Annotated in this window: 12 protein-coding genes; 10 read left to right on the forward strand and 2 right to left on the reverse strand. The window is 59.3% G+C overall.

The genetic code is table 11. The annotated features are described in order from the left end of the window. Positions 1-54: 54 nt before the first annotated feature. On the reverse strand, positions 55-696 hold the full coding sequence (gene udk, locus AC4IC4_RS15365; RefSeq protein WP_008500855.1) for a uridine kinase: 642 nt from the start codon (positions 694-696) through the stop codon (positions 55-57). 343 nt (positions 697-1039) lie between these two features. Here udk and AC4IC4_RS15370 point away from each other — a divergent pair, with 343 nt between their 5' ends. Further along, positions 1040-4369 (forward strand): diguanylate cyclase, encoded by a 3330-nt coding sequence (locus AC4IC4_RS15370; RefSeq protein WP_491471465.1) that lies wholly within the window; start codon positions 1040-1042, stop codon positions 4367-4369. Here the strand turns inward: AC4IC4_RS15370 and alkA are convergent. After that, on the reverse strand, positions 4334-5206 hold the full coding sequence (alkA, locus tag AC4IC4_RS15375) for a DNA-3-methyladenine glycosylase 2 (protein WP_248165191.1): 873 nt from the start codon (positions 5204-5206) through the stop codon (positions 4334-4336). The genes AC4IC4_RS15370 and alkA overlap by 36 nt on opposite strands. Positions 5207-5336: 130 nt before the next feature. Between alkA and yegD the strand changes: the two genes are divergently transcribed. The 9 genes from yegD to trhP all read left to right on the forward strand — a co-directional run bounded on the left by yegD (position 5337) and on the right by trhP (position 19822). Continuing rightward, complete coding sequence (yegD, locus tag AC4IC4_RS15380; RefSeq protein ID WP_491471466.1) at positions 5337-6689, forward strand: molecular chaperone; 1353 nt, start codon at positions 5337-5339, stop codon at positions 6687-6689. A gap of 212 nt (positions 6690-6901) precedes the next feature. Then, entirely contained in the window at positions 6902-8104 is a 1203-nt protein-coding gene (locus AC4IC4_RS15385; RefSeq protein ID WP_491471467.1) for an MdtA/MuxA family multidrug efflux RND transporter periplasmic adaptor subunit, read from the forward strand. Continuing rightward, positions 8104-11226 carry an MdtB/MuxB family multidrug efflux RND transporter permease subunit gene (locus AC4IC4_RS15390; RefSeq protein WP_491471468.1) on the forward strand — a complete coding sequence of 1041 codons (3123 nt, stop codon included), beginning with the start codon at positions 8104-8106 and terminating at the stop codon, positions 11224-11226. Before AC4IC4_RS15385 ends, AC4IC4_RS15390 begins: the two co-directional genes overlap by 1 nt. Continuing rightward, positions 11227-14304, forward strand: a complete 3078-nt coding sequence (gene mdtC / locus AC4IC4_RS15395) for a multidrug efflux RND transporter permease subunit MdtC (RefSeq protein ID WP_491471469.1) — start codon at positions 11227-11229, stop codon at positions 14302-14304. Beyond that, positions 14305-15720 (forward strand): MFS transporter, encoded by a 1416-nt coding sequence (locus AC4IC4_RS15400; protein WP_491471470.1) that lies wholly within the window; start codon positions 14305-14307, stop codon positions 15718-15720. It begins immediately after the preceding gene. Further along, complete coding sequence (gene baeS, locus AC4IC4_RS15405) at positions 15717-17120, forward strand: envelope stress sensor histidine kinase BaeS (RefSeq protein WP_491471471.1); 1404 nt, start codon at positions 15717-15719, stop codon at positions 17118-17120. The genes AC4IC4_RS15400 and baeS overlap by 4 nt, the downstream gene beginning before the upstream one ends. Next, positions 17117-17839, forward strand: a complete 723-nt coding sequence (gene baeR, locus AC4IC4_RS15410) for an envelope stress response regulator BaeR (protein ID WP_491471472.1) — start codon at positions 17117-17119, stop codon at positions 17837-17839. The genes baeS and baeR overlap by 4 nt, the downstream gene beginning before the upstream one ends. A 135-nt stretch (positions 17840-17974) precedes the next feature. Beyond that, entirely contained in the window at positions 17975-18307 is a 333-nt protein-coding gene (locus AC4IC4_RS15415) for a YegP family protein (RefSeq protein WP_032646510.1), read from the forward strand. 153 nt (positions 18308-18460) lie between these two features. Beyond that, a complete protein-coding gene (gene trhP, locus AC4IC4_RS15420) occupies positions 18461-19822 on the forward strand; it encodes a prephenate-dependent tRNA uridine(34) hydroxylase TrhP (protein WP_024908121.1) in 1362 nt (453 codons plus the stop codon). Positions 19823-19903 lie beyond the last annotated feature (81 nt).

Consider the following 19903-nt stretch of genomic DNA (forward strand, 5'->3'; position numbering starts at 1 on the left):
TAAGCGCTCAGGGTAAAACCAGGTTATCTCTGAACGGTACACAATTCACGCGGCTTATTCAAAAAACTGGCTGATTTTCGCTTTTAAGATATCAATAGCAATGCGGTTTTTACCCCCGCGCGGCACGATGATATCGGCGTATTGTTTGGATGGCTCAATAAACTGCAGGAACATCGGGCGGACCGTTTTCTGGTATTGCGCCATAACGGAGTCCATCGAACGGCCACGTTCATTCACGTCGCGCTTGATGCGGCGCATCAGGCAGATATCCAGCGGGGTATCAACGAAAATAGAGAAGTTCATGGATTCACGCAGGCGGGCGTCGGTCAGCAGCAGGATGCCTTCAAGGATAATGACCTTTTTCGGCTCGATGCGGATGGTTTCCTGGGTACGGGTGTGTTCTACGTAGCTGTAAACGGGCAGCTCAATCGCCTGGCCGCTCTTAAGCGCTTCTAAATGCTGGAACAGCAGGCTGTGATCCATCGCATTGGGGTGGTCATAGTTGGTTTTGACGCGTTCTTCCATCGACAGATGGGATTGATCTTTGTAATAGCTGTCTTCGGGAATGACGCCGATATGCTCATCACCTACTTGTTCACGCAGTTCGCGATAAAGCGTACTGGCAATTAGACTTTTACCTGAAGCCGATGCGCCGGCGATGCCTATAATGACGCACTGATGAGACTTATCAGTCATAAATTTAGCGACCTGATTAACCTGGATGTTAAGGAAGGACGACGCCGGAGCGTCAAACGCGGCAATTATAGGGATTTCGCGGGCGTGATACCAGTCGAATGCACAGGTTCTGCGAGACTGGCCGAAAAGTGACGTTTTATTCCCTGAGTGAAATTTAAATGAACGTTTTTTCAGCGTTTAATCGTTTTTTTTAACGGAGTAAGTATTTAATAAGTCTATGGTGTCAAATTCTGAGCGGTCACCATATGAATTGTAAATTGTTTGTACTAGCATAAACCAAATTATCAAATTCACGCGTTCGGACATCTTCCCTGACGGCATGGCGTCTCTGGATAAAGCGGTAATGAATAAACAATACCAGCGGGTTTTGGTTACCACCCCACATCCTCTAATACGACTTGTCTGTCTGGGCCTGGTCACCTTTATCTTTACCTTATTTTCGCTGGAGCTCACCCGCTTCGGTACCCTGCTGGCCCCGCTCTGGTTCCCCACCGCCATTATGATGGTGGCGTTTTACCGCCATGCGGGGAAAATGTGGCCGGGAATCGCCCTGGCCTGTTCGTTCGGCAATGTTCTGGCCTCGTGGATGCTGTTTTCATGGGGGTCGGTCAGCTTCATCTACCCTTCTATCAACGTCATTGAGGCCGCTATCGGCGCGCTGTTTCTGCGCAAATGGCTCCCGTGGTACAACCCGCTGCAGAATCTGAACGACTGGATCCGCGTGGCCATCGGCAGCGCGCTGGTTCCGCCGCTGGTGGGCGGTATTCTGGTGTCTCTGCTGGCACCCGGCCCTGAACCCCTGCGTAATTTCTTCGTCTGGGTGTTGTCAGAAGCCATTGGCGCGCTGGCGCTGGTGCCGCTGGGCCTGCTGTTTAAACCCCATTATCTGCTGCGCCACCGTGACCCGAGATTGCTGCTGGAAACGCTGACCACGCTGGCCGTAACGTTAGCCCTCAGTTGGGCAGCCATCACCTGGCTGCCGTGGCCTTTCACCTGCGTGATTGTTCTGCTGATGTGGAGCGCCGTGCGCCTGCCGCGGATGGAAGCGTTCATGGTGTTTCTGGTCACCGTAATGGTTGTGTCGCTGATGATTGCCCGTAACCCTCTGGCGCTGACCACGCAGCACGCCGGGCCGATGCTGAACGCCCCCTGGCTGCCGTTCCTGATGCTGCTCCTGCCTGCTAACGTGATGACCATGGTGATGTACGCCTTCCGCGCCGAGCGCAAACACATCACCGAAAGCGAGGAGCGCTTCCGCAATGCGATGGAGTATTCGGCCATCGGTATGGCGCTGGTCAGCATTGAGGGCAAATGGCTTCAGGCTAACAAGGCGCTGTGCAATTTCCTCGGCTACAGCCAGACGGAGCTCCAGTCGCTGACCTTCCAGCAGCTCACCTGGCCGGAAGATCTGCACACCGACCTGGAACAGCTTGAACAGCTGGTCAACGGCGACATCAATACCTATACACTCGAGAAGCGCTATTACACCCGCGACGGGGAAGTGGTCTGGGCGCTGCTGGCCGTCTCCGTTGTGCGTCATGCCGACGGCTCGCCGCTCTATTTTATCGCCCAGATTGAAGACATTAACGACCTGAAGCAGACCGAATGGGTCAATAAGCGCCTGATGGAGCGCATTACGCTTGCTAACGAAGCGGGCGGCATCGGCATCTGGGAGTGGGATCTGGAGCCAGACATTATCAGCTGGGACAAGCGGATGTTTGAGCTGTATGAAATCCCGCCGCACATCAAGCCCACCTGGCAGCTCTGGCATGACACGATGCTGCCGGAAGATCGCGCCCACGCAGAGAAGGTGCTGCGGGACTCTCTGATTTCCCGTCTGCCGTTTAAGCTGGAATTTCGCATTCGCGTGAAGGAAGGCGTGCGCCATATTCGCTCCCTGGCGAACCGGGTGCTTAATAAGCAGGGTGAGGTCGAACGGCTGCTCGGCATCAACATGGACATGACCGAGGTTAAGCAGCTCAACGAGGCCCTCTTCCAGGAAAAAGAGCGTCTGCACATCACCCTCGATTCCATCGGTGAAGCGGTGCTGTGTACCGATATCAACATGAACGTCACCTTTATGAACCCGGTGGCCGAGAAAATGAGCGGCTGGCTGCAGACCGAAGCTATCGGCCAGCCGATCCTGAAGGTGTTGCACATCACCTTTGGTGAAAAAGGGCCGCTGATGGAGAATATTCACAGCGGCGATATGTCCCGTTCCGATATCGATCAGGACGTGGTGCTGAATTGCCGTACCGGTGGAAATTTCGATATTCATTACAGCATTACGCCGCTCAGCACGCTGGATGGGCAGAGTATTGGCTCGGTTATCGTGATTCAGGACGTGACCGAGTCGCGCAAAATGCTGCGCCAGCTCAGCTATAGCGCCTCCCACGATGCCCTGACCCATCTGGCAAACCGGGTCAGCTTCGAAAATCATCTCAAACGCCTCCTGCAGACCGTTCGCGAAACGCGCCAGCGTCATGCCCTGGTCTTTATCGATCTCGATCGCTTCAAAGCCGTCAACGATACGGCAGGCCACGCGGCGGGCGATGCCCTGCTGCGGGAACTCTCTTCCCTGATGTTGACCATGCTCCGCTCCAGCGACGTGCTGGCGCGTCTGGGCGGGGACGAGTTCGGCTTACTGTTACCGGACTGCAATATTGAAAGCGCGCGCTATATTGCCGGTCGCCTGATCCACACGATCAATGACTATCACTTTATGTGGGAAGGCCGTCTGCACCGGATCGGCGCCAGCGCCGGCATCACGCTGATTGATGAAAATAACCATCAGGCGTCGGAGATCATGTCGCAAGCGGACATTGCCTGTTATGCCTCAAAAAACAGCGGGCGCGGCATGGTGACGGTTTATGAACCCCAGCAGGAGCGGGATCACCAAACGCGCAGCATGATGTCGCTTGATGAACAGTGGCACATGATTAAAGACAATCACCTGATGATGATTGCCCGCAGCGTCGCCTCCCCGCGCATCCCGGAAAGCAGTAATTTCTGGCTGCTGTCGTTACGCCTGTGGACCAGTCAGGGCGAAGTCCAGGAAGAGCATGCTTTCCGCTCGGGTCTGGCGGAGCCTGAGCTTTTGCACGCCCTCGACAGACGTATTTTTAGCGAATTTTTCCGCACCTATGCCGCCCAGATCGCCAGTAAAGGCATGGGTGTGGCACTGCCGCTTTCTGAGGCCGGTTTAGCCAGCGTGACGCTGGTCGATGAGCTTCTCGACCTGCTGGATAAAAGCCCCATGCCGGGTCGTCTGCTACATCTGGTTATCTCTGCCGATGTGGTGTGCAGCCCGGATAAGAACCTGCAACGGAGTCTGCAAAAGCTTCGCCAGGCGGGCTGCCGCGTGATCTTCAGCCAGGTGGGACGCGACATGAACGTCTTTACCCACCTGACCGCGAATATGGCCGACTATCTGATGCTGGACGCTGAGGTGGTAAGCAACGTGTATGGCAATCTGATGGATGAGATGATGGTGACCATTGTGCAGGGCCACGCCCAGCGTCTGGGAATGAAAACCATCGCGGGCCCCTGCAACCAGCCCATCATGATGGATACGCTCTCCGGCATCGGCATTGATTTTATCTTTGGTGACACCATCGCCGAGCCGCAGCCGCTGGATCTACTGCTCAACACCAGCTATTTCGCCATCAACTGACGGCGACCAGCCGTCGGTATACCAGATGTGCAGCAGCGCGTAAGAACGCCACGGCTGCCAGCGCTCGGCATAACGACGAATTTGCGCGGGCGTCATCCCGGCAAACCGTTGTTTAATCAGATAATCATCCGGCAGAAACACATCTTTCGCCTGCCAGCCGCGCAGGGCCAGATAATTTGCCGTCCAGCGCCCTATCCCCGGCCGCTGCTGTAGCGCCTTCATCCCTTCCTCTATGTTCGCGGGTGGGAAAAGCGGAAACGTCCCGTCGATGACCGACTGCGCCAGATGAATCAGCGACTCCGCGCGCTTTACCGGCATACCTAGCGCTTTCAGCGCCAGCGGATCCGCTGCCGCCAGCGCCTGCGGCGTGGGGAAGCAGAGATAGCCCGGGCAATCCGCCACGGGTTCGCCGCATAACGCCACCACGCGCGACGCCAGCTTCGCCGCCATCGCCACGCTCACCAGCTGTCCGAGAATTGCCCGAACGCCCTGCTCGTACGCATCCATCGCTCCCGGCAAACGTAAGCCTGGCCGGGCAGCACCGAGATCGCCCAGCGTCTCCGCGATGCGCTGCGGATTGCAGGCAAGATCGAACAGGCGTTCGATGCGTTCAAGGCACGTCTGCGCAACCGGAATTAACCCCGGGCTGAGGATCACGGTCAGCGTATGGGTGGCGATATCCGGCGTCACGCGGAAGATCCCCTGATGTCCTTCGCAGGCAAAACTGCGTTCGTAGTAGTCGTGCGTGACGGTTTCAATGCCCGTTACCGCACGCGCGCCAAGAAAGCCAAACATCCACTGCCAGTCATAAGGGGGAAGCCAGGTGAGGGTATACATCGTTACTCCTTTTTTAGTGTTATCAGCATAAACGGAAAGACCCTGTATTGCCTTGCTTTCATATTCCTGTTGTCGCCATGCAGACATTTCGTTAAAGTCTCGCCCCTTCTCACTGGCATGGGGATTCATCGTGTTTATTGGATTTGACTACGGTACGGCAAACTGCTCGGTTGCGATTATGCAAAACGGGCAGCCACGGCTCCTGAAAATGGAAAAAGAGAGCACGTTGCTGCCGTCTATGCTCTGCGCACCGACGCGTGAAGCGGTGAGCGAATGGCTGTTTCGTCACCATCAGGTTCCGGCCACGGCGGCGGAGACCCAGGCGCTGCTGCGCCGGGCGGTCAGCTTTAACCGCGAGGAAGACATCGACGTTACGCCGTCCAGCGTGCAGTTCGGTCTCTCTTCGCTCGGGCATTACATTGAAGACCCGGAAGAGGTCTACTTCGTTAAGTCACCAAAATCCTTCCTCGGTGCCAGCGGCCTGAAGCCGCAGCAGGTCGCGCTGTTCGAAGACCTGGTGTGCGCGATGATGCTGCATATTCGTCATCAGGCGCAGACGCAGGTCTCCGATGCGATTACCCAGGCGGTGATTGGCCGTCCGATCAACTTCCAGGGGCTGGGCGGCGACGAGGCCAACCAGCAGGCACAGGGGATCCTTGAACGCGCGGCGCACCGCGCAGGCTTCCGCGACGTGGTGTTTCAGTATGAGCCCGTTGCCGCGGGCCTGGACTTTGAAGCCACGTTGACGGAAGAGACGCGCGTATTAGTCGTGGACATCGGCGGGGGCACGACGGACTGCTCGCTGCTGCTAATGGGCCCGCAGTGGCATAACCGTCGCGATCGTGAAAACAGCCTGCTCGGGCATAGCGGCTGCCGCGTAGGCGGTAACGATCTCGATATCGCGCTGGCATTTAAGAGCCTGATGCCGCTGCTCGGCATGGGCGGCCAAACGGAAAAAGGCATCGCTCTGCCGATCCTGCCGTGGTGGAACGCGATTGCCATCAACGATGTGCCTGCGCAAAGTGATTTTTACAGCACCGCCAACGGCCGCTTCCTGAACGATCTGGTGCGTGATGCGCAGGACGGCGAAAAAGTCGCCCTGCTCTATAAAGTGTGGCGCCAGCGTCTGAGCTACCGCGTGGTGCGTACCGCGGAAGAGAGCAAAATCGCCCTTTCCGACCGTACTGAGCATGCAGTCTCCTTACCGTTTATCAGCAACGATCTGGCCACCGCGATTTCTCAGGACGGGCTGGAGGCGGCGCTCGCGCAGCCGCTGCAGCGCATTCTGGAACAGGTGCAGCTGGCGCTGGAGAATGGCAAAGAGAAGCCGGACGTTATCTACCTGACCGGGGGTAGCGCCCGTTCGCCGCTGATCAAGAAAGCGCTGGCGGAACAGCTGCCGGGTATTCCGATTGCGGGTGGAGATGACTTTGGCTCCGTTACCGCAGGGCTGGCACGCTGGGCGCAGGTGATGTTTAGCTAGTGTCGTTGCGGTGCGGTCTGGTGCCCTCACCCCGGCCCTCTCCCACAGGGAGAGGGAGAAAACACCCAAAACGGCAACGGATGTTGCCGTTTTGCGTTTACCTCCATTCAGACCATTCCTGACAGTCTTCCATATTTCCTCCATTTTTCCGCTGTGTTAGCTGACTAAACTAGTATCATTCCCCGAAGTCTTCAGGATGAGAACGTATAACGATGAAAGGCAGTAACAAATCCCGCTGGGCAATCGCCGCTGGCATCATTGTGGTGGTCCTTGGCGCCGCCTGGTACTGGCACAGTCAATCCGCGAATTCCGCCGCACCCGCTGATGCCACCAGCCAGGCACAGCGCCCGGCAGGCGGAGGGCGCCACGGTATGCGCGGCGGCGCGCTGGCGCCGGTCCAGGCGGCGACGGCGGTGAATAAAGCCGTTCCTCGCTATCTCACAGGTCTCGGGACCATTACCGCCGCCAACACAGCCACGGTACGCAGCCGCGTCGACGGCCAGCTGATGGCTATTCACTTCCAGGAAGGACAGCAGGTTAAAGCGGGCGATCTGCTGGCCGAAATCGACCCGAGCCAGTTTAAGGTCGCCCTCGCCCAGGCGCAGGGGCAGCTCGCGAAAGACAACGCGACCCTCGCCAACGCCCGTCGCGATCTGGCCCGCTACCAGCAGCTGGTGAAAACCAACCTCGTGTCTCGTCAGGAGCTGGATACCCAGCAGTCGCTGGTCAGCGAAACGCAGGGCACCATCAAAGCCGACGAAGCCGCGGTGGCCAGCGCCCAGCTGCAGTTGGACTGGAGCCGCATCACCGCGCCGATTGACGGACGCGTGGGCCTGAAACAGGTCGATATCGGCAACCAAATCTCCAGCGGCGACACCACGGGCATCGTGGTGATCACCCAGACCCACCCGATCGATTTAGTCTTTACCCTGCCGGAAAGCGACATTGCGACGGTAGTGCAGGCGCAAAAAGCCGGTAAAGGCCTGGTGGTGGAAGCCTGGGACCGCACCAACAAGCAGAAATTAAGTGAAGGGTCTCTGCTCAGTCTGGATAACCAGATCGACACCACCACCGGCACCATCAAGCTGAAGGCGCGCTTTAACAACCAGGACGATGCCCTCTTCCCGAACCAGTTCGTCAATGCGCGCATGCTGGTCGCGACTGAAGAAAACGCGGTGGTGATCCCCACCGCTGCGCTGCAGATGGGTAACGAAGGCAACTTCGTCTGGGTGCTTAACAGCGACAATAAGGTCAGCAAACACCTAGTGAAAACCGGTATTCAGGACAGCCAGACGGTGGTCATCAGCGCAGGCCTTTCCGCAGGCGACCGCGTAGTCACCGACGGCATTGACCGTCTGACCGAAGGGGCCAAAGTGGAAGTGGTTGAACCTGCGAAACAGGGAGCGACCTCCTGATGCAGGTTATGCCCCCAGGCTCTACAGGTGGGCCGTCACGCCTGTTTATCCTCCGTCCAGTCGCCACCACGCTGCTGATGGTGGCGATCCTGCTCGCCGGGATTATCGGCTATCGCTTCCTGCCCGTGTCGGCGCTGCCGGAGGTGGATTACCCCACCATTCAGGTTGTGACGCTGTATCCAGGCGCCAGCCCGGACGTGGTGACGTCCGCCATTACCGCCCCGCTGGAGCGCCAGTTCGGCCAGATGTCGGGGCTAAAACAGATGTCCTCCCAGAGTTCAGGCGGGGCGTCCGTCGTGACGCTGCAGTTCCAGCTGACGCTGTCGCTGGACGTCGCCGAGCAGGAGGTACAGGCCGCCATCAACGCCGCCACCAACCTGCTGCCGTCGGACCTGCCTAACCCGCCGGTCTACAGCAAGGTGAACCCGGCGGATCCGCCGATCATGACGCTTGCCGTCACCTCCTCCGCCATGCCGATGACCCAGGTCGAGGATATGGTCGAAACGCGCGTGGCGCAGAAGATTTCACAGGTCTCCGGCGTCGGCCTCGTCACCCTCGCGGGCGGCCAGCGCCCGGCGGTGCGCGTCAAGCTTAACGCGCAGGCCATCGCCGCGCTGGGACTCACCAGCGAAACCATCCGCAGCGCCATCAGCAATGCCAACGTCAACTCGGCGAAGGGCTCGCTGGACGGCCCAACCCGCGCCGTGACGCTTTCGGCGAACGACCAGATGCAGTCCGCCGATGAATACCGTCAGCTGATTATCGCCTACCAGAACGGTGCGCCGGTTCGTCTGGGCGACATCGCCACTGTAGAACAAGGTGCCGAAAACAGCTGGCTCGGCGCCTGGGCCAACAAACAGCAGGCGATCGTGATGAACGTGCAGCGCCAGCCGGGGGCGAACATTATCGAAACCGCCGACAGCATCCGCACCATGCTGCCGCAGCTGATCGAAAGCCTGCCGAAATCGGTCAGCGTGAAGGTGCTTTCCGACCGCACCACCAACATTCGTGCGTCGGTCACCGACACCCAGTTTGAGCTGATGCTGGCGATTGCGCTGGTGGTGATGATCATTTATCTGTTCCTGCGCAACGTTCCGGCAACCATTATTCCCGCCGTCGCCGTGCCGCTCTCGCTGGTCGGCACCTTTGCGGTGATGGTGTTCCTCGATTTTTCGATCAACAACCTGACGCTGATGGCGCTCACCATCGCCACCGGGTTCGTTGTGGACGACGCCATCGTCGTCATCGAGAACATCTCGCGCTATATCGAGAAAGGCGAAAAACCGCTGGCCGCCGCGCTGAAAGGCGCGGGCGAAATCGGCTTTACCATTATCTCGCTGACCTTCTCGCTGATTGCGGTGCTGATCCCGCTGCTGTTTATGGGCGATATCGTCGGGCGGCTGTTCCGCGAGTTTGCCGTGACGCTAGCGGTCGCCATTTTGATCTCCGCCGTGGTGTCGCTGACCCTGACGCCGATGATGTGCGCCCGCATGCTGAGCCACGAGTCCCTGCGCAAGCAAAACCGCTTCTCGCGCGCCTCCGAACGCGTGTTTGAGCGGATTATTGCCGCCTACGGTCGCGTGCTGGCGAAAGTCCTCAACCACCCGTGGGCCACGCTCGGCGTGGCGCTCGGCACGCTGGCGCTCAGCGTGATGCTGTGGATTTTCATTCCGAAAGGCTTCTTCCCGATCCAGGACAACGGCATTATTCAGGGCACGCTTCAGGCCCCGCAGTCGGTCTCCTTCGCCAATATGGCGCAGCGCCAGCAGCAGGTGTCTGAGATTGTTATGAAAGATCCGGCGGTCGAGAGCCTGACCTCCTACGTGGGCGTCGACGGTACTAACCCGTCGCTCAACAGCGCGCGTCTGCAGATCAACCTTAAGCCGCTGGATGAGCGCGACGATCGCGTCAACGCCGTCATTGCGCGGCTGCAAAACGCCGTGGCCCGCGTGCCGGGCGTTGAGCTTTACCTGCAGCCGATTCAGGATTTGACCATCGATACCCAGGTCAGCCGCACGCAGTACCAGTTCACGCTGCAGGCCACCACGCTGGATGCCCTCAGCACCTGGGTACCGCAACTGGTGAACAAGCTTAATACCCTGCCACAGCTCTCCGACGTCAGCAGCGACTGGCAGGACAAAGGGCTGGCGGCGTACGTGAACGTCAACCGCGATACCGCGAGCCGTCTGGGCATTACCATGTCGGATGTGGACAACGCCCTGTACAACGCCTTCGGTCAGCGCCTGATCTCCACCATCTACACCCAGGCCAACCAGTACCGCGTGGTGCTGGAGCACAACACGGAGAACACGCCCGGCCTGGCGGGGCTGGACTCGGTGCGCCTGACCAGCAAAGACGGCGGCATTGTGCCGCTGAGCGCTATCGCCACGGTGGAAGAGCGCTATACCCCGCTGTCGATCAACCATCTGGATCAGTTCCCGTCCACCACCATCTCCTTCAACGTGCCGGACAATTACTCTCTCGGTGAAGCGGTGGAAGCCATTCAGGCGGCTGAAAAAGAGCTCAGCTTCCCGTCCGACATTCAGACCCAGTTCCAGGGCAGCACCCTGGCGTTCCAGGCCGCGCTGGGCAACACCATCTGGCTGATCGTCGCGGCGGTTGTGGCGATGTACATCGTGCTCGGCGTGCTGTACGAAAGCTTTATCCACCCGATCACCATCCTCTCTACCCTGCCGACGGCGGGCGTGGGGGCACTGCTGGCATTAATGCTGGCGGGCAGCGAGCTGGACGTGATTGCCATCATCGGCATCATCCTGCTTATCGGTATCGTGAAGAAAAACGCCATCATGATGATCGACTTCGCCCTGGCCGCCGAGCGCGAGCAGGGCATGTCGCCGCGTGATGCGATTTTCCAGGCCTGCCTGCTGCGTTTTCGCCCTATCCTGATGACCACGCTGGCCGCCCTGCTGGGCGCACTGCCGCTGATGCTCAGCACCGGCGTCGGCGCGGAGCTGCGCCGTCCGCTGGGTATCGGCATGGTCGGCGGTCTGCTGGTGAGCCAGGTGCTGACGCTCTTTACTACGCCTGTGATCTACCTGCTGTTTGACCGCCTGGCGCTGTGGACCAAAAGCCGCTTCCCGAAACGTGAAGAGGAGGCATAAGTGAAGTTTTTCGCCCTCTTCATTTATCGCCCGGTGGCGACGATCTTAATCTCGCTCGCCATTACCCTCTGCGGCGTGCTGGGCTTCCGGCTGCTTCCGGTGGCGCCCCTGCCGCAGGTGGATTTCCCGGTGATCATGGTCAGCGCCTCGCTGCCGGGCGCCTCGCCGGAAACCATGGCCTCGTCCGTTGCCACGCCGCTGGAGCGTTCGCTCGGGCGGATTGCGGGGATCAACGAGATGACCTCCAGCAGCTCGCTGGGCAGCACGCGCATCATTCTGGAGTTCAGCTTCGACCGGGATATTAACGGTGCGGCGCGCGACGTGCAGGCGGCCATCAACGCCGCACAAAGCCTGCTGCCGAGCGGGATGCCGAGCCGCCCAACCTACCGCAAGGCCAACCCGTCCGACGCGCCGATCATGATCCTGACGCTGACCTCGGATACGTACTCGCAGGGGCAGCTGTACGACTTTGCGTCTACCCAGCTGGCGCAGACAATCTCACAAATTAACGGCGTCGGTGACGTGAGCGTCGGCGGGAGCTCCCTGCCCGCCGTGCGCATAGGGTTAAACCCGCAGGCGCTGTTCAACCAGGGCGTGTCGCTGGACGACGTGCGCTCCGCCATCAGCAACGCCAACGTGCGTAAACCGCAGGGGGCGATTGAGGACAACAGCCACCGCTGGCAGATCCACACTAACGACGAGCTGAAAACCGCGGCGGAATATCAGCCGCTCATTATTCACTACAACAACGGCGCGGCGGTGCGCTTAAGCGACGTGGCCAGCGTCACCGACTCGGTGCAGGACGTGCGCAACGCCGGGATGACCAACGCCAAACCGGCCATTCTGCTGATGATCCGCAAGCTGCCGGAAGCGAACATTATTGAGACGGTGAACAGCATTCGCGCCCGTCTTCCGGACCTGCAGCAGACCATCCCGGCAGCAATCGATCTGCAAATTGCCCAGGATCGCTCCCCGACCATTCGCGCCTCGCTGGAAGAGGTGGAGCAAACGCTGGTGATCTCCGTCGCGCTGGTGATCCTGGTGGTCTTCCTGTTCCTGCGATCCGGCCGCGCGACGCTGATCCCGGCGGTGGCCGTGCCGGTATCGCTGATCGGTACCTTTGCCGCCATGTATCTGTGCGGCTTTAGCCTCAACAACCTGTCGCTGATGGCCCTGACGATTGCCACCGGCTTCGTAGTGGATGACGCCATCGTGGTGCTGGAGAACATTTCCCGCCACCTGGAAGCGGGCGTGAAGCCGCTGCAGGCTGCCCTGCAGGGCACGCGCGAGGTGGGCTTTACGGTGCTCTCCATGAGCCTGTCGCTGGTGGCGGTATTCCTGCCGCTGCTGCTGATGGGCGGTCTGCCGGGCCGGCTACTGCGCGAGTTTGCCGTCACCCTCTCCATCGCCATCGGCATTTCGCTGGTTATCTCCTTAACGCTGACGCCAATGATGTGCGGCTGGATGCTCAAGCGCAGCAAACCGCACTCGCAGCCGCGCCGCAAAGGCTTTGGCCGTTTCCTGATGGCGATGCAGGAGGGCTATGGCAAATCGCTGAAGTGGGTGCTGAACCATACCCGACTGGTTGGCCTGGTGCTGATAGGCACCATCGTGCTCAACGTCTGGATGTACATCACCATCCCGAAAACCTTCTTCCCGGAGCAGGACACCGGCGTGCTGATGGGCGGGATTCAGGCGGACCAGAGCATTTCGTTCCAGGCCATGCGTGGCAAGCTCCAGGACTTTATGAAGATCATTCGTGAAGACAAAGCCGTGGATAACGTGACCGGCTTTACCGGCGGGTCACGCGTTAACAGCGGTATGATGTTTATTACCCTGAAACCGCGCGGTGAGCGCAACGAAACCGCCCAGCAGGTGATTGACCGCCTGCGGGTGAAGCTCGCCAAAGAGCCGGGGGCAAACCTGTTTTTGATGGCCGTTCAGGATATCCGCGTCGGCGGGCGACAGGCGAACGCCAGCTATCAGTATACGTTGCTCTCGGACGATTTAGCCGCCCTGCGCGAGTGGGAGCCGAAGATCCGCAAGGCGCTGGCCGCCCTGCCGGAGCTGGCGGACGTCAACTCCGATCAGCAGGACAACGGCGCCGAGATGGCCCTGACCTACGACCGTGAAACCATGTCGCGGCTGGGCATCAACGTTGAAGCCGCCAACAGCCTGCTGAACAACGCCTTCGGCCAGCGCGAGATCTCCACCATCTACCAGCCGATGAACCAGTACAAGGTGGTGATGGAAGTTGACCCTCGCTATACCCAGGACATCAGCGCCCTGGACAAGATGTTTGTGATTAACAACGACGGCAAGGCGATTCCGCTCTCCTATTTCGCCAGCTGGCAGCCTGCCAACGCGCCGCTGTCGGTGAACCATCAGGGGCTTTCGGCGGCGTCGACCATCTCGTTTAACCTGCCAGTTGGTTCGTCGCTTTCTGAAGCCAGCGACGCGATCAACCGCGCGATGACCCAGCTTGGCGTGCCGTCCACCGTGCGCGGCAGCTTTGCCGGGACCGCGCAGGTGTTCCAGGAGACGATGAACTCGCAGGTGATTTTGATTCTGGCCGCCATCGCAACGGTCTATATTGTGCTGGGCGTGCTGTATGAGAGCTACGTGCACCCGCTAACCATCCTTTCGACGCTGCCGTCGGCGGGCGTGGGGGCACTGCTGGCGCTGGAGCTGTTCGGCGCGCCGTTCAGCCTTATCGCGCTCATCGGGATCATGCTATTAATCGGCATCGTGAAGAAAAACGCCATCATGATGGTGGACTTCGCGCTGGATGCCCAGCGCAACGGCAACCTCTCGCCGGAAGAGGCGATCTTCCAGGCCTGCCTGCTGCGCTTCCGTCCGATTATGATGACCACCCTGGCGGCGCTGTTTGGCGCGCTGCCGCTGGTTATCTCGGGCGGCGACGGCTCGGAGCTGCGCCAGCCGCTGGGGATCACCATTGTCGGCGGCCTGGTCATGAGCCAGCTGCTGACGCTTTACACCACGCCGGTGGTCTATCTGTTCTTCGACCGCCTGCGGCTGCGCTTTTCGCGTAAAAACAGAACCACGGTGACTGAGTAGATGACCGATCTCCCCGCTAACGTTCGCTGGCAGTTATGGATAGTCGCCTTCGGCTTCTTTATGCAGTCGCTGGATACGACCATCGTCAACACCGCCCTCCCCTCCATGGCGAAAAGCCTGGGGGAGAGCCCGCTGCATATGCACATGGTGATTGTCTCCTACGTGCTGACGGTTGCCGTGATGCTGCCCGCCAGCGGCTGGCTGGCCGATAAGGTCGGCGTGCGGAATATCTTCTTTACCGCCATCGTGCTGTTTACCACCGGCTCGCTGTTTTGCGCCCAGGCCAATACCCTCGACCAGCTGGTGATGGCGCGCGTGCTGCAGGGCATCGGCGGGGCGATGATGGTCCCCGTCGGGCGGTTAACGGTGATGAAGATTGTGCCGCGTGAGCAGTACATGGCCGCGATGACCTTTGTCACCCTGCCCGGTCAGGTGGGGCCGCTGCTGGGCCCGGCGCTCGGCGGCATTCTAGTAGAGTACGCCTCCTGGCACTGGATCTTCTTAATCAATCTTCCTGTTGGCATCATCGGCGCCATCGCCACCCTGACGCTGATGCCGAACTACAAAATGCAGACGCGGCGCTTTGATTTCTTTGGCTTTATTCTGCTGGCTGCGGGCATGGCCACGCTTACCCTGGCGCTCGACGGGCAAAAAGGTCTGGGGATTTCGCCCCTGACGCTCGGGCTCCTGATCGCGCTCGGCGTTACCGCCATACTCTGGTACCTGTGGCATGCCAGAGGTAACGATAAGGCGCTGTTCAGCCTGAACCTGTTTAAAAACCCTACCTACCGCCTTGGCCTGTTCGGCAGCTTCGCCGGGCGCGTCGGCAGCGGCATGCTGCCGTTTATGACGCCCATTTTCCTGCAAATCGGCATGGGATTTTCGCCGTTCCACGCGGGCCTGATGATGATCCCGATGGTGCTCGGCAGCATGGGAATGAAGCGCATCGTGGTGCAGGTCGTGAACCGTTTTGGCTACCGTCACGTGCTGGTCACCGCCACGCTGGGGCTGTCGCTGGTGAGTCTGCTGTTTATGGCCGTAGCGCTGATGGGCTGGTACTACGTTCTGCCGCTGGTGCTGTTCTGCCAGGGGATCGTCAACTCCATGCGCTTCTCGTCGATGAATACCCTGACGCTGAAGGACCTGCCGGACGATCTGGCGAGCAGCGGCAACAGCCTGCTGTCGATGATCATGCAGCTCTCAATGAGCGTCGGGGTGACTATCGCGGGCTTACTGCTCGGCATGTACGGCCAGCACCACCTCAGCGTCGACACGCCGGTGGCGCATCAGGTCTTTTTGTATACCTATCTCAGCATGGCGGTCATCATCGCCCTGCCCGCTTTCATCTTCGCCAGAGTGCCGGATGATACCAGCAAGAACGTCGTCATCAGGCGCGGCAAAAGGAGTGGCTCATGAAATTCTGGCGTCCGGGCATTACCGGCAAGCTCTTTGTGGCGATATTTGCCACCTGTATCGTCCTGCTGATCACCATGCACTGGGCGGTGCGGATCAGCTTTGAGCGCGGTTTTATTGATTATATCAAGCATGGCAATGAACAGCGTTTACAGGGCTTAAGCGATGCGCTGAGTGAACAGTACGCCCAGCACGGCAACTGGCGTTTTCTGCGCAATAACGACCGCTTTATTTTCCAGGTCCTGCGCTCGCTGGAGCACGATACCGGTGACGATCGCCCGGGGCCAGGCATGCCGCCGCACGGCTGGCGCACCCAGTTCTGGGTGATTGACCAGGACATGCGCACGCTGGTGGGACCGCGCGCGCCGATACCGCCGGACGGCACCCGTCGTGCGATCAAAGTCAACAATGCGACAGTCGGCTGGGTTATCGCCTCTCCGGTGGAACGCCTGACGCGCAACACCGACATCAACTTTGACCGCCAGCAGCGTCGCACAAGCTGGCTGATTGTCGCCCTCTCCACCCTGCTCGCCGCGCTCGCCACCTTCCCGCTGGCGCGCGGTCTGCTCGCCCCGGTGAAACGCCTGGTGGAAGGCACGCACAAGCTCGCCGCCGGGGATTTCACCACCCGCGTCGATACCCGAAGCCAGGACGAACTGGGCAAGCTGGCGCAGGACTTTAACCAGCTCGCCAGCACGCTGGAGAAGAACCAGCAGATGCGCCGCGACTTTATGGCCGATATTTCCCACGAGCTGCGCACGCCGCTGGCGGTGCTGCGCGGCGAGCTGGAGGCCATTCAGGACGGCGTGCGCCAGTTTACGCCCGAATCGGTGGCCTCTCTGCAGGCAGAGGTGGGCACGCTCACCAAGCTGGTGGATGACCTCCACCAGCTCTCCATGTCCGACGAAGGCGCGCTGGCCTACCAGAAAGCGCCGGTGGATGTGATTAATATTCTGGAAGTGATCAGCGGCGCCTTCCGCGAGCGGTTTGCCAGCCGAGATCTGAAAATTGACCTCTCCCTGCCGGACAGCGCGGTGGTGTTTGGCGACAAGGACCGGCTGATGCAGCTGTTCAACAATCTGCTGGAAAACAGCCTGCGCTACACCGACGGCGGCGGCGGGCTGCATATCTCCGGCAGGCAGGAAAACGGGCGTTTTGCCCTCACCTTCGCCGATTCCGCCCCGGGCGTGCAGGACGCGCAGCTGGAAAAACTGTTTGAACGTTTCTACCGTACCGAAGGTTCCCGCAACCGCGCCAGCGGCGGTTCGGGTCTGGGGCTGGCGATTTGCGTTAACATCGTCGAGGCGCATAATGGCACGATCCGCGCCGCCCATTCGCCTTTTGGCGGGGTTAGCATTACAGTAGAGTTACCTCTGGAACGGGATTTATCGAGAGAAGTATGACCGAGTTACCGATTGACGAAAATACGCCGCGCATTTTGATTGTGGAAGACGAACCCAAGCTGGGACAGCTGCTGATCGACTATTTACGCGCGGCCAGCTATGCCCCGTCGCTGATCAGCCACGGCGACCAGGTGCTGCCGTACGTGCGCCAGACCCCGCCGGATCTGATCCTGCTGGATTTAATGCTGCCGGGCGTTGACGGACTGACCCTGTGCCGAGAAGTTCGCCGCTTCTCCGACGTGCCGATCGTCATGGTCACCGCCAAAATTGAAGAGATTGACCGCCTGCTGGGGCTCGAAATCGGCGCGGACGACTACATCTGCAAGCCCTACAGCCCGCGCGAGGTGGTCGCCCGCGTAAAAACCATTCTGCGCCGCTGCAGGCCGCAGCGCGAGCTTCAGGTGCTGGACGCCGAAAGCCCGCTGATTGTCGACGAAAGCCGCTTCCAGGCGAGCTGGCGCAGCAAGCTGCTGGACCTGACGCCTGCGGAGTTCCGCCTGCTGAAAACCCTCTCCCACGAGCCGGGAAAAGTCTTCTCCCGCGAACAGCTGCTGAACCACCTGTATGACGATTATCGCGTGGTGACCGACCGCACCATCGACAGCCATATCAAAAACCTGCGCCGCAAGCTGGAGGCGCTGGACGCCGAGCAGTCGTTTATTCGCGCGGTGTATGGCGTGGGGTATCGCTGGGAAGCGGATGCGTGCAGGATTGCGTGACCTTTCGACGAAGGAACCCGCCCTAAGGCGGGTTTTTCTTTTCTGGAATCAATTCAGGAATCAACCATACTCTTTTTACCGGTTCGCTTACTGATAACTGGTGCCTCTCATTTTACTTTCGATCAAGGAGTTCCTATGTCTGGTTGGTTCGAATTAAGTAAAAGCAGTGATGGTCAGTACAGGTTTGTGCTGAAAGCGGGTAACGGAGAGATCATTCTTACCAGCGAGCTTTACACCAGTAAAAGTGCCGCCGAAAACGGTATTGCCTCCGTACGCACGAACAGCCCCCTGGACGAGCGCTATGAGAAGAAAACAGCTTCTAACGGTAAGTTCCATTTCAATCTCAAGGCGGGCAATCATCAGGTGATTGGCAGCAGCCAGCTTTATGCAACGGAACAGTCGCGTGATAAGGGCATAGCCTCGGTCAAAACTAACGGGTCTACTCAGACGGTAAAAGACAACACCTGACAGCACGACGCGCGCCGGGAGAGCGGTGACGCGACCCGGCGCTTTACCTCCCCGCCCCGCAGCGCTACAATGCCCGCCCTTAAAGTGGGGGATCTCCCCTTACCGCTGCACCTGGTGCCGCGGATCTGACCTGTCATCAGAACGAGAACAAACATGTTTAAACCGGAACTCCTTTCCCCGGCGGGAACGCTGCAAAATATGCGTTACGCTTTCGCCTATGGCGCCGATGCTGTCTACGCGGGCCAGCCGCGCTACTCGCTGCGCGTACGTAACAACGAATTCAACCACGAGAACCTGCAGCTCGGCATCAACGAAGCGCATGCCCTGGGCAAGAAATTCTACGTGGTGGTCAACATCGCGCCGCACAACGCCAAGCTGAAAACGTTCATCCGTGACCTGAAGCCGGTGGTGGATATGGGGCCGGACGCGCTGATCATGTCGGACCCGGGTTTAATCATGCTGGTTCGGGAGAACTTCCCGGAGATGGATATTCACCTCTCCGTACAGGCTAACGCCGTCAACTGGGCGACGGTGAAGTTCTGGAAGCAGATGGGGCTGACCCGCGTCATTCTGTCTCGCGAATTGTCCCTTGAAGAGATCGAAGAGATCCGCACCCAGGTGCCGGATATGGAAATCGAAATCTTCGTCCACGGTGCGCTGTGCATGGCCTACTCTGGCCGCTGCCTGCTCTCCGGCTATATCAACAAGCGCGACCCGAACCAGGGCACCTGCACCAACGCCTGCCGCTGGGAATATAACGTCCAGGAAGGCAAAGAGGATGACATCGGCAACATCGTCCACAAGCATGAACCGATCCCGGTGACCAACGTTGAGCCGACGCTGGGCATCGGCGCGCCAACCGACAGCGTGTTTATGATTGAAGAAGCCAAACGTCCGGGCGAGTACATGACCGCCTTTGAAGACGAGCACGGCACCTACATCATGAACTCGAAAGATCTGCGCGCCATCGCCCACGTCGAGCGTCTGACCCAGATGGGCGTGCACTCCCTGAAGATTGAAGGCCGCACCAAATCCTATTACTACTGCGCGCGTACTGCGCAGGTATACCGCAAAGCCATCGACGATGCGGCAGCCGGTAAACCGTTCGATACCAGCCTGCTGGAAACTCTGGAAGGCCTGGCGCATCGCGGCTATACCGAAGGCTTCCTGCGCCGTCATACCCACGACGACTACCAGAACTACGAGCACGGCTACTCCGTTTCCGAGCGCCAGCAGTTTGTCGGTGACTTCACCGGCGAGCGCAAAGGCGCGCTGGCGGCCGTCGCGGTAAAAAACAAGTTCACCAAAGGCGACAGCCTGGAGCTGATGACCCCGCAGGGCAACATGAACTTCACGCTGGAACATCTGGAAAACGGTAAAGGTGAAATGATTGAGGTGGCACCGGGTGACGGTCATACCGTCTGGCTGCCGGTTCCTGAAGAGGTGGAGCTGAAATTCGCCCTGCTGATGCGTAACTTCAACGGTGAAAGCACCCGAAACCCACACGGCAAATAGTCAATCAGGGAAATTTTTTCGCGCTGGGATAATTCTTAGAATCGGATCACATACCGCTTCGTTCAATACGGGTATTATCCC

It is taken from the genome of Enterobacter sp. Taxon_2 (assembly GCF_058355295.1).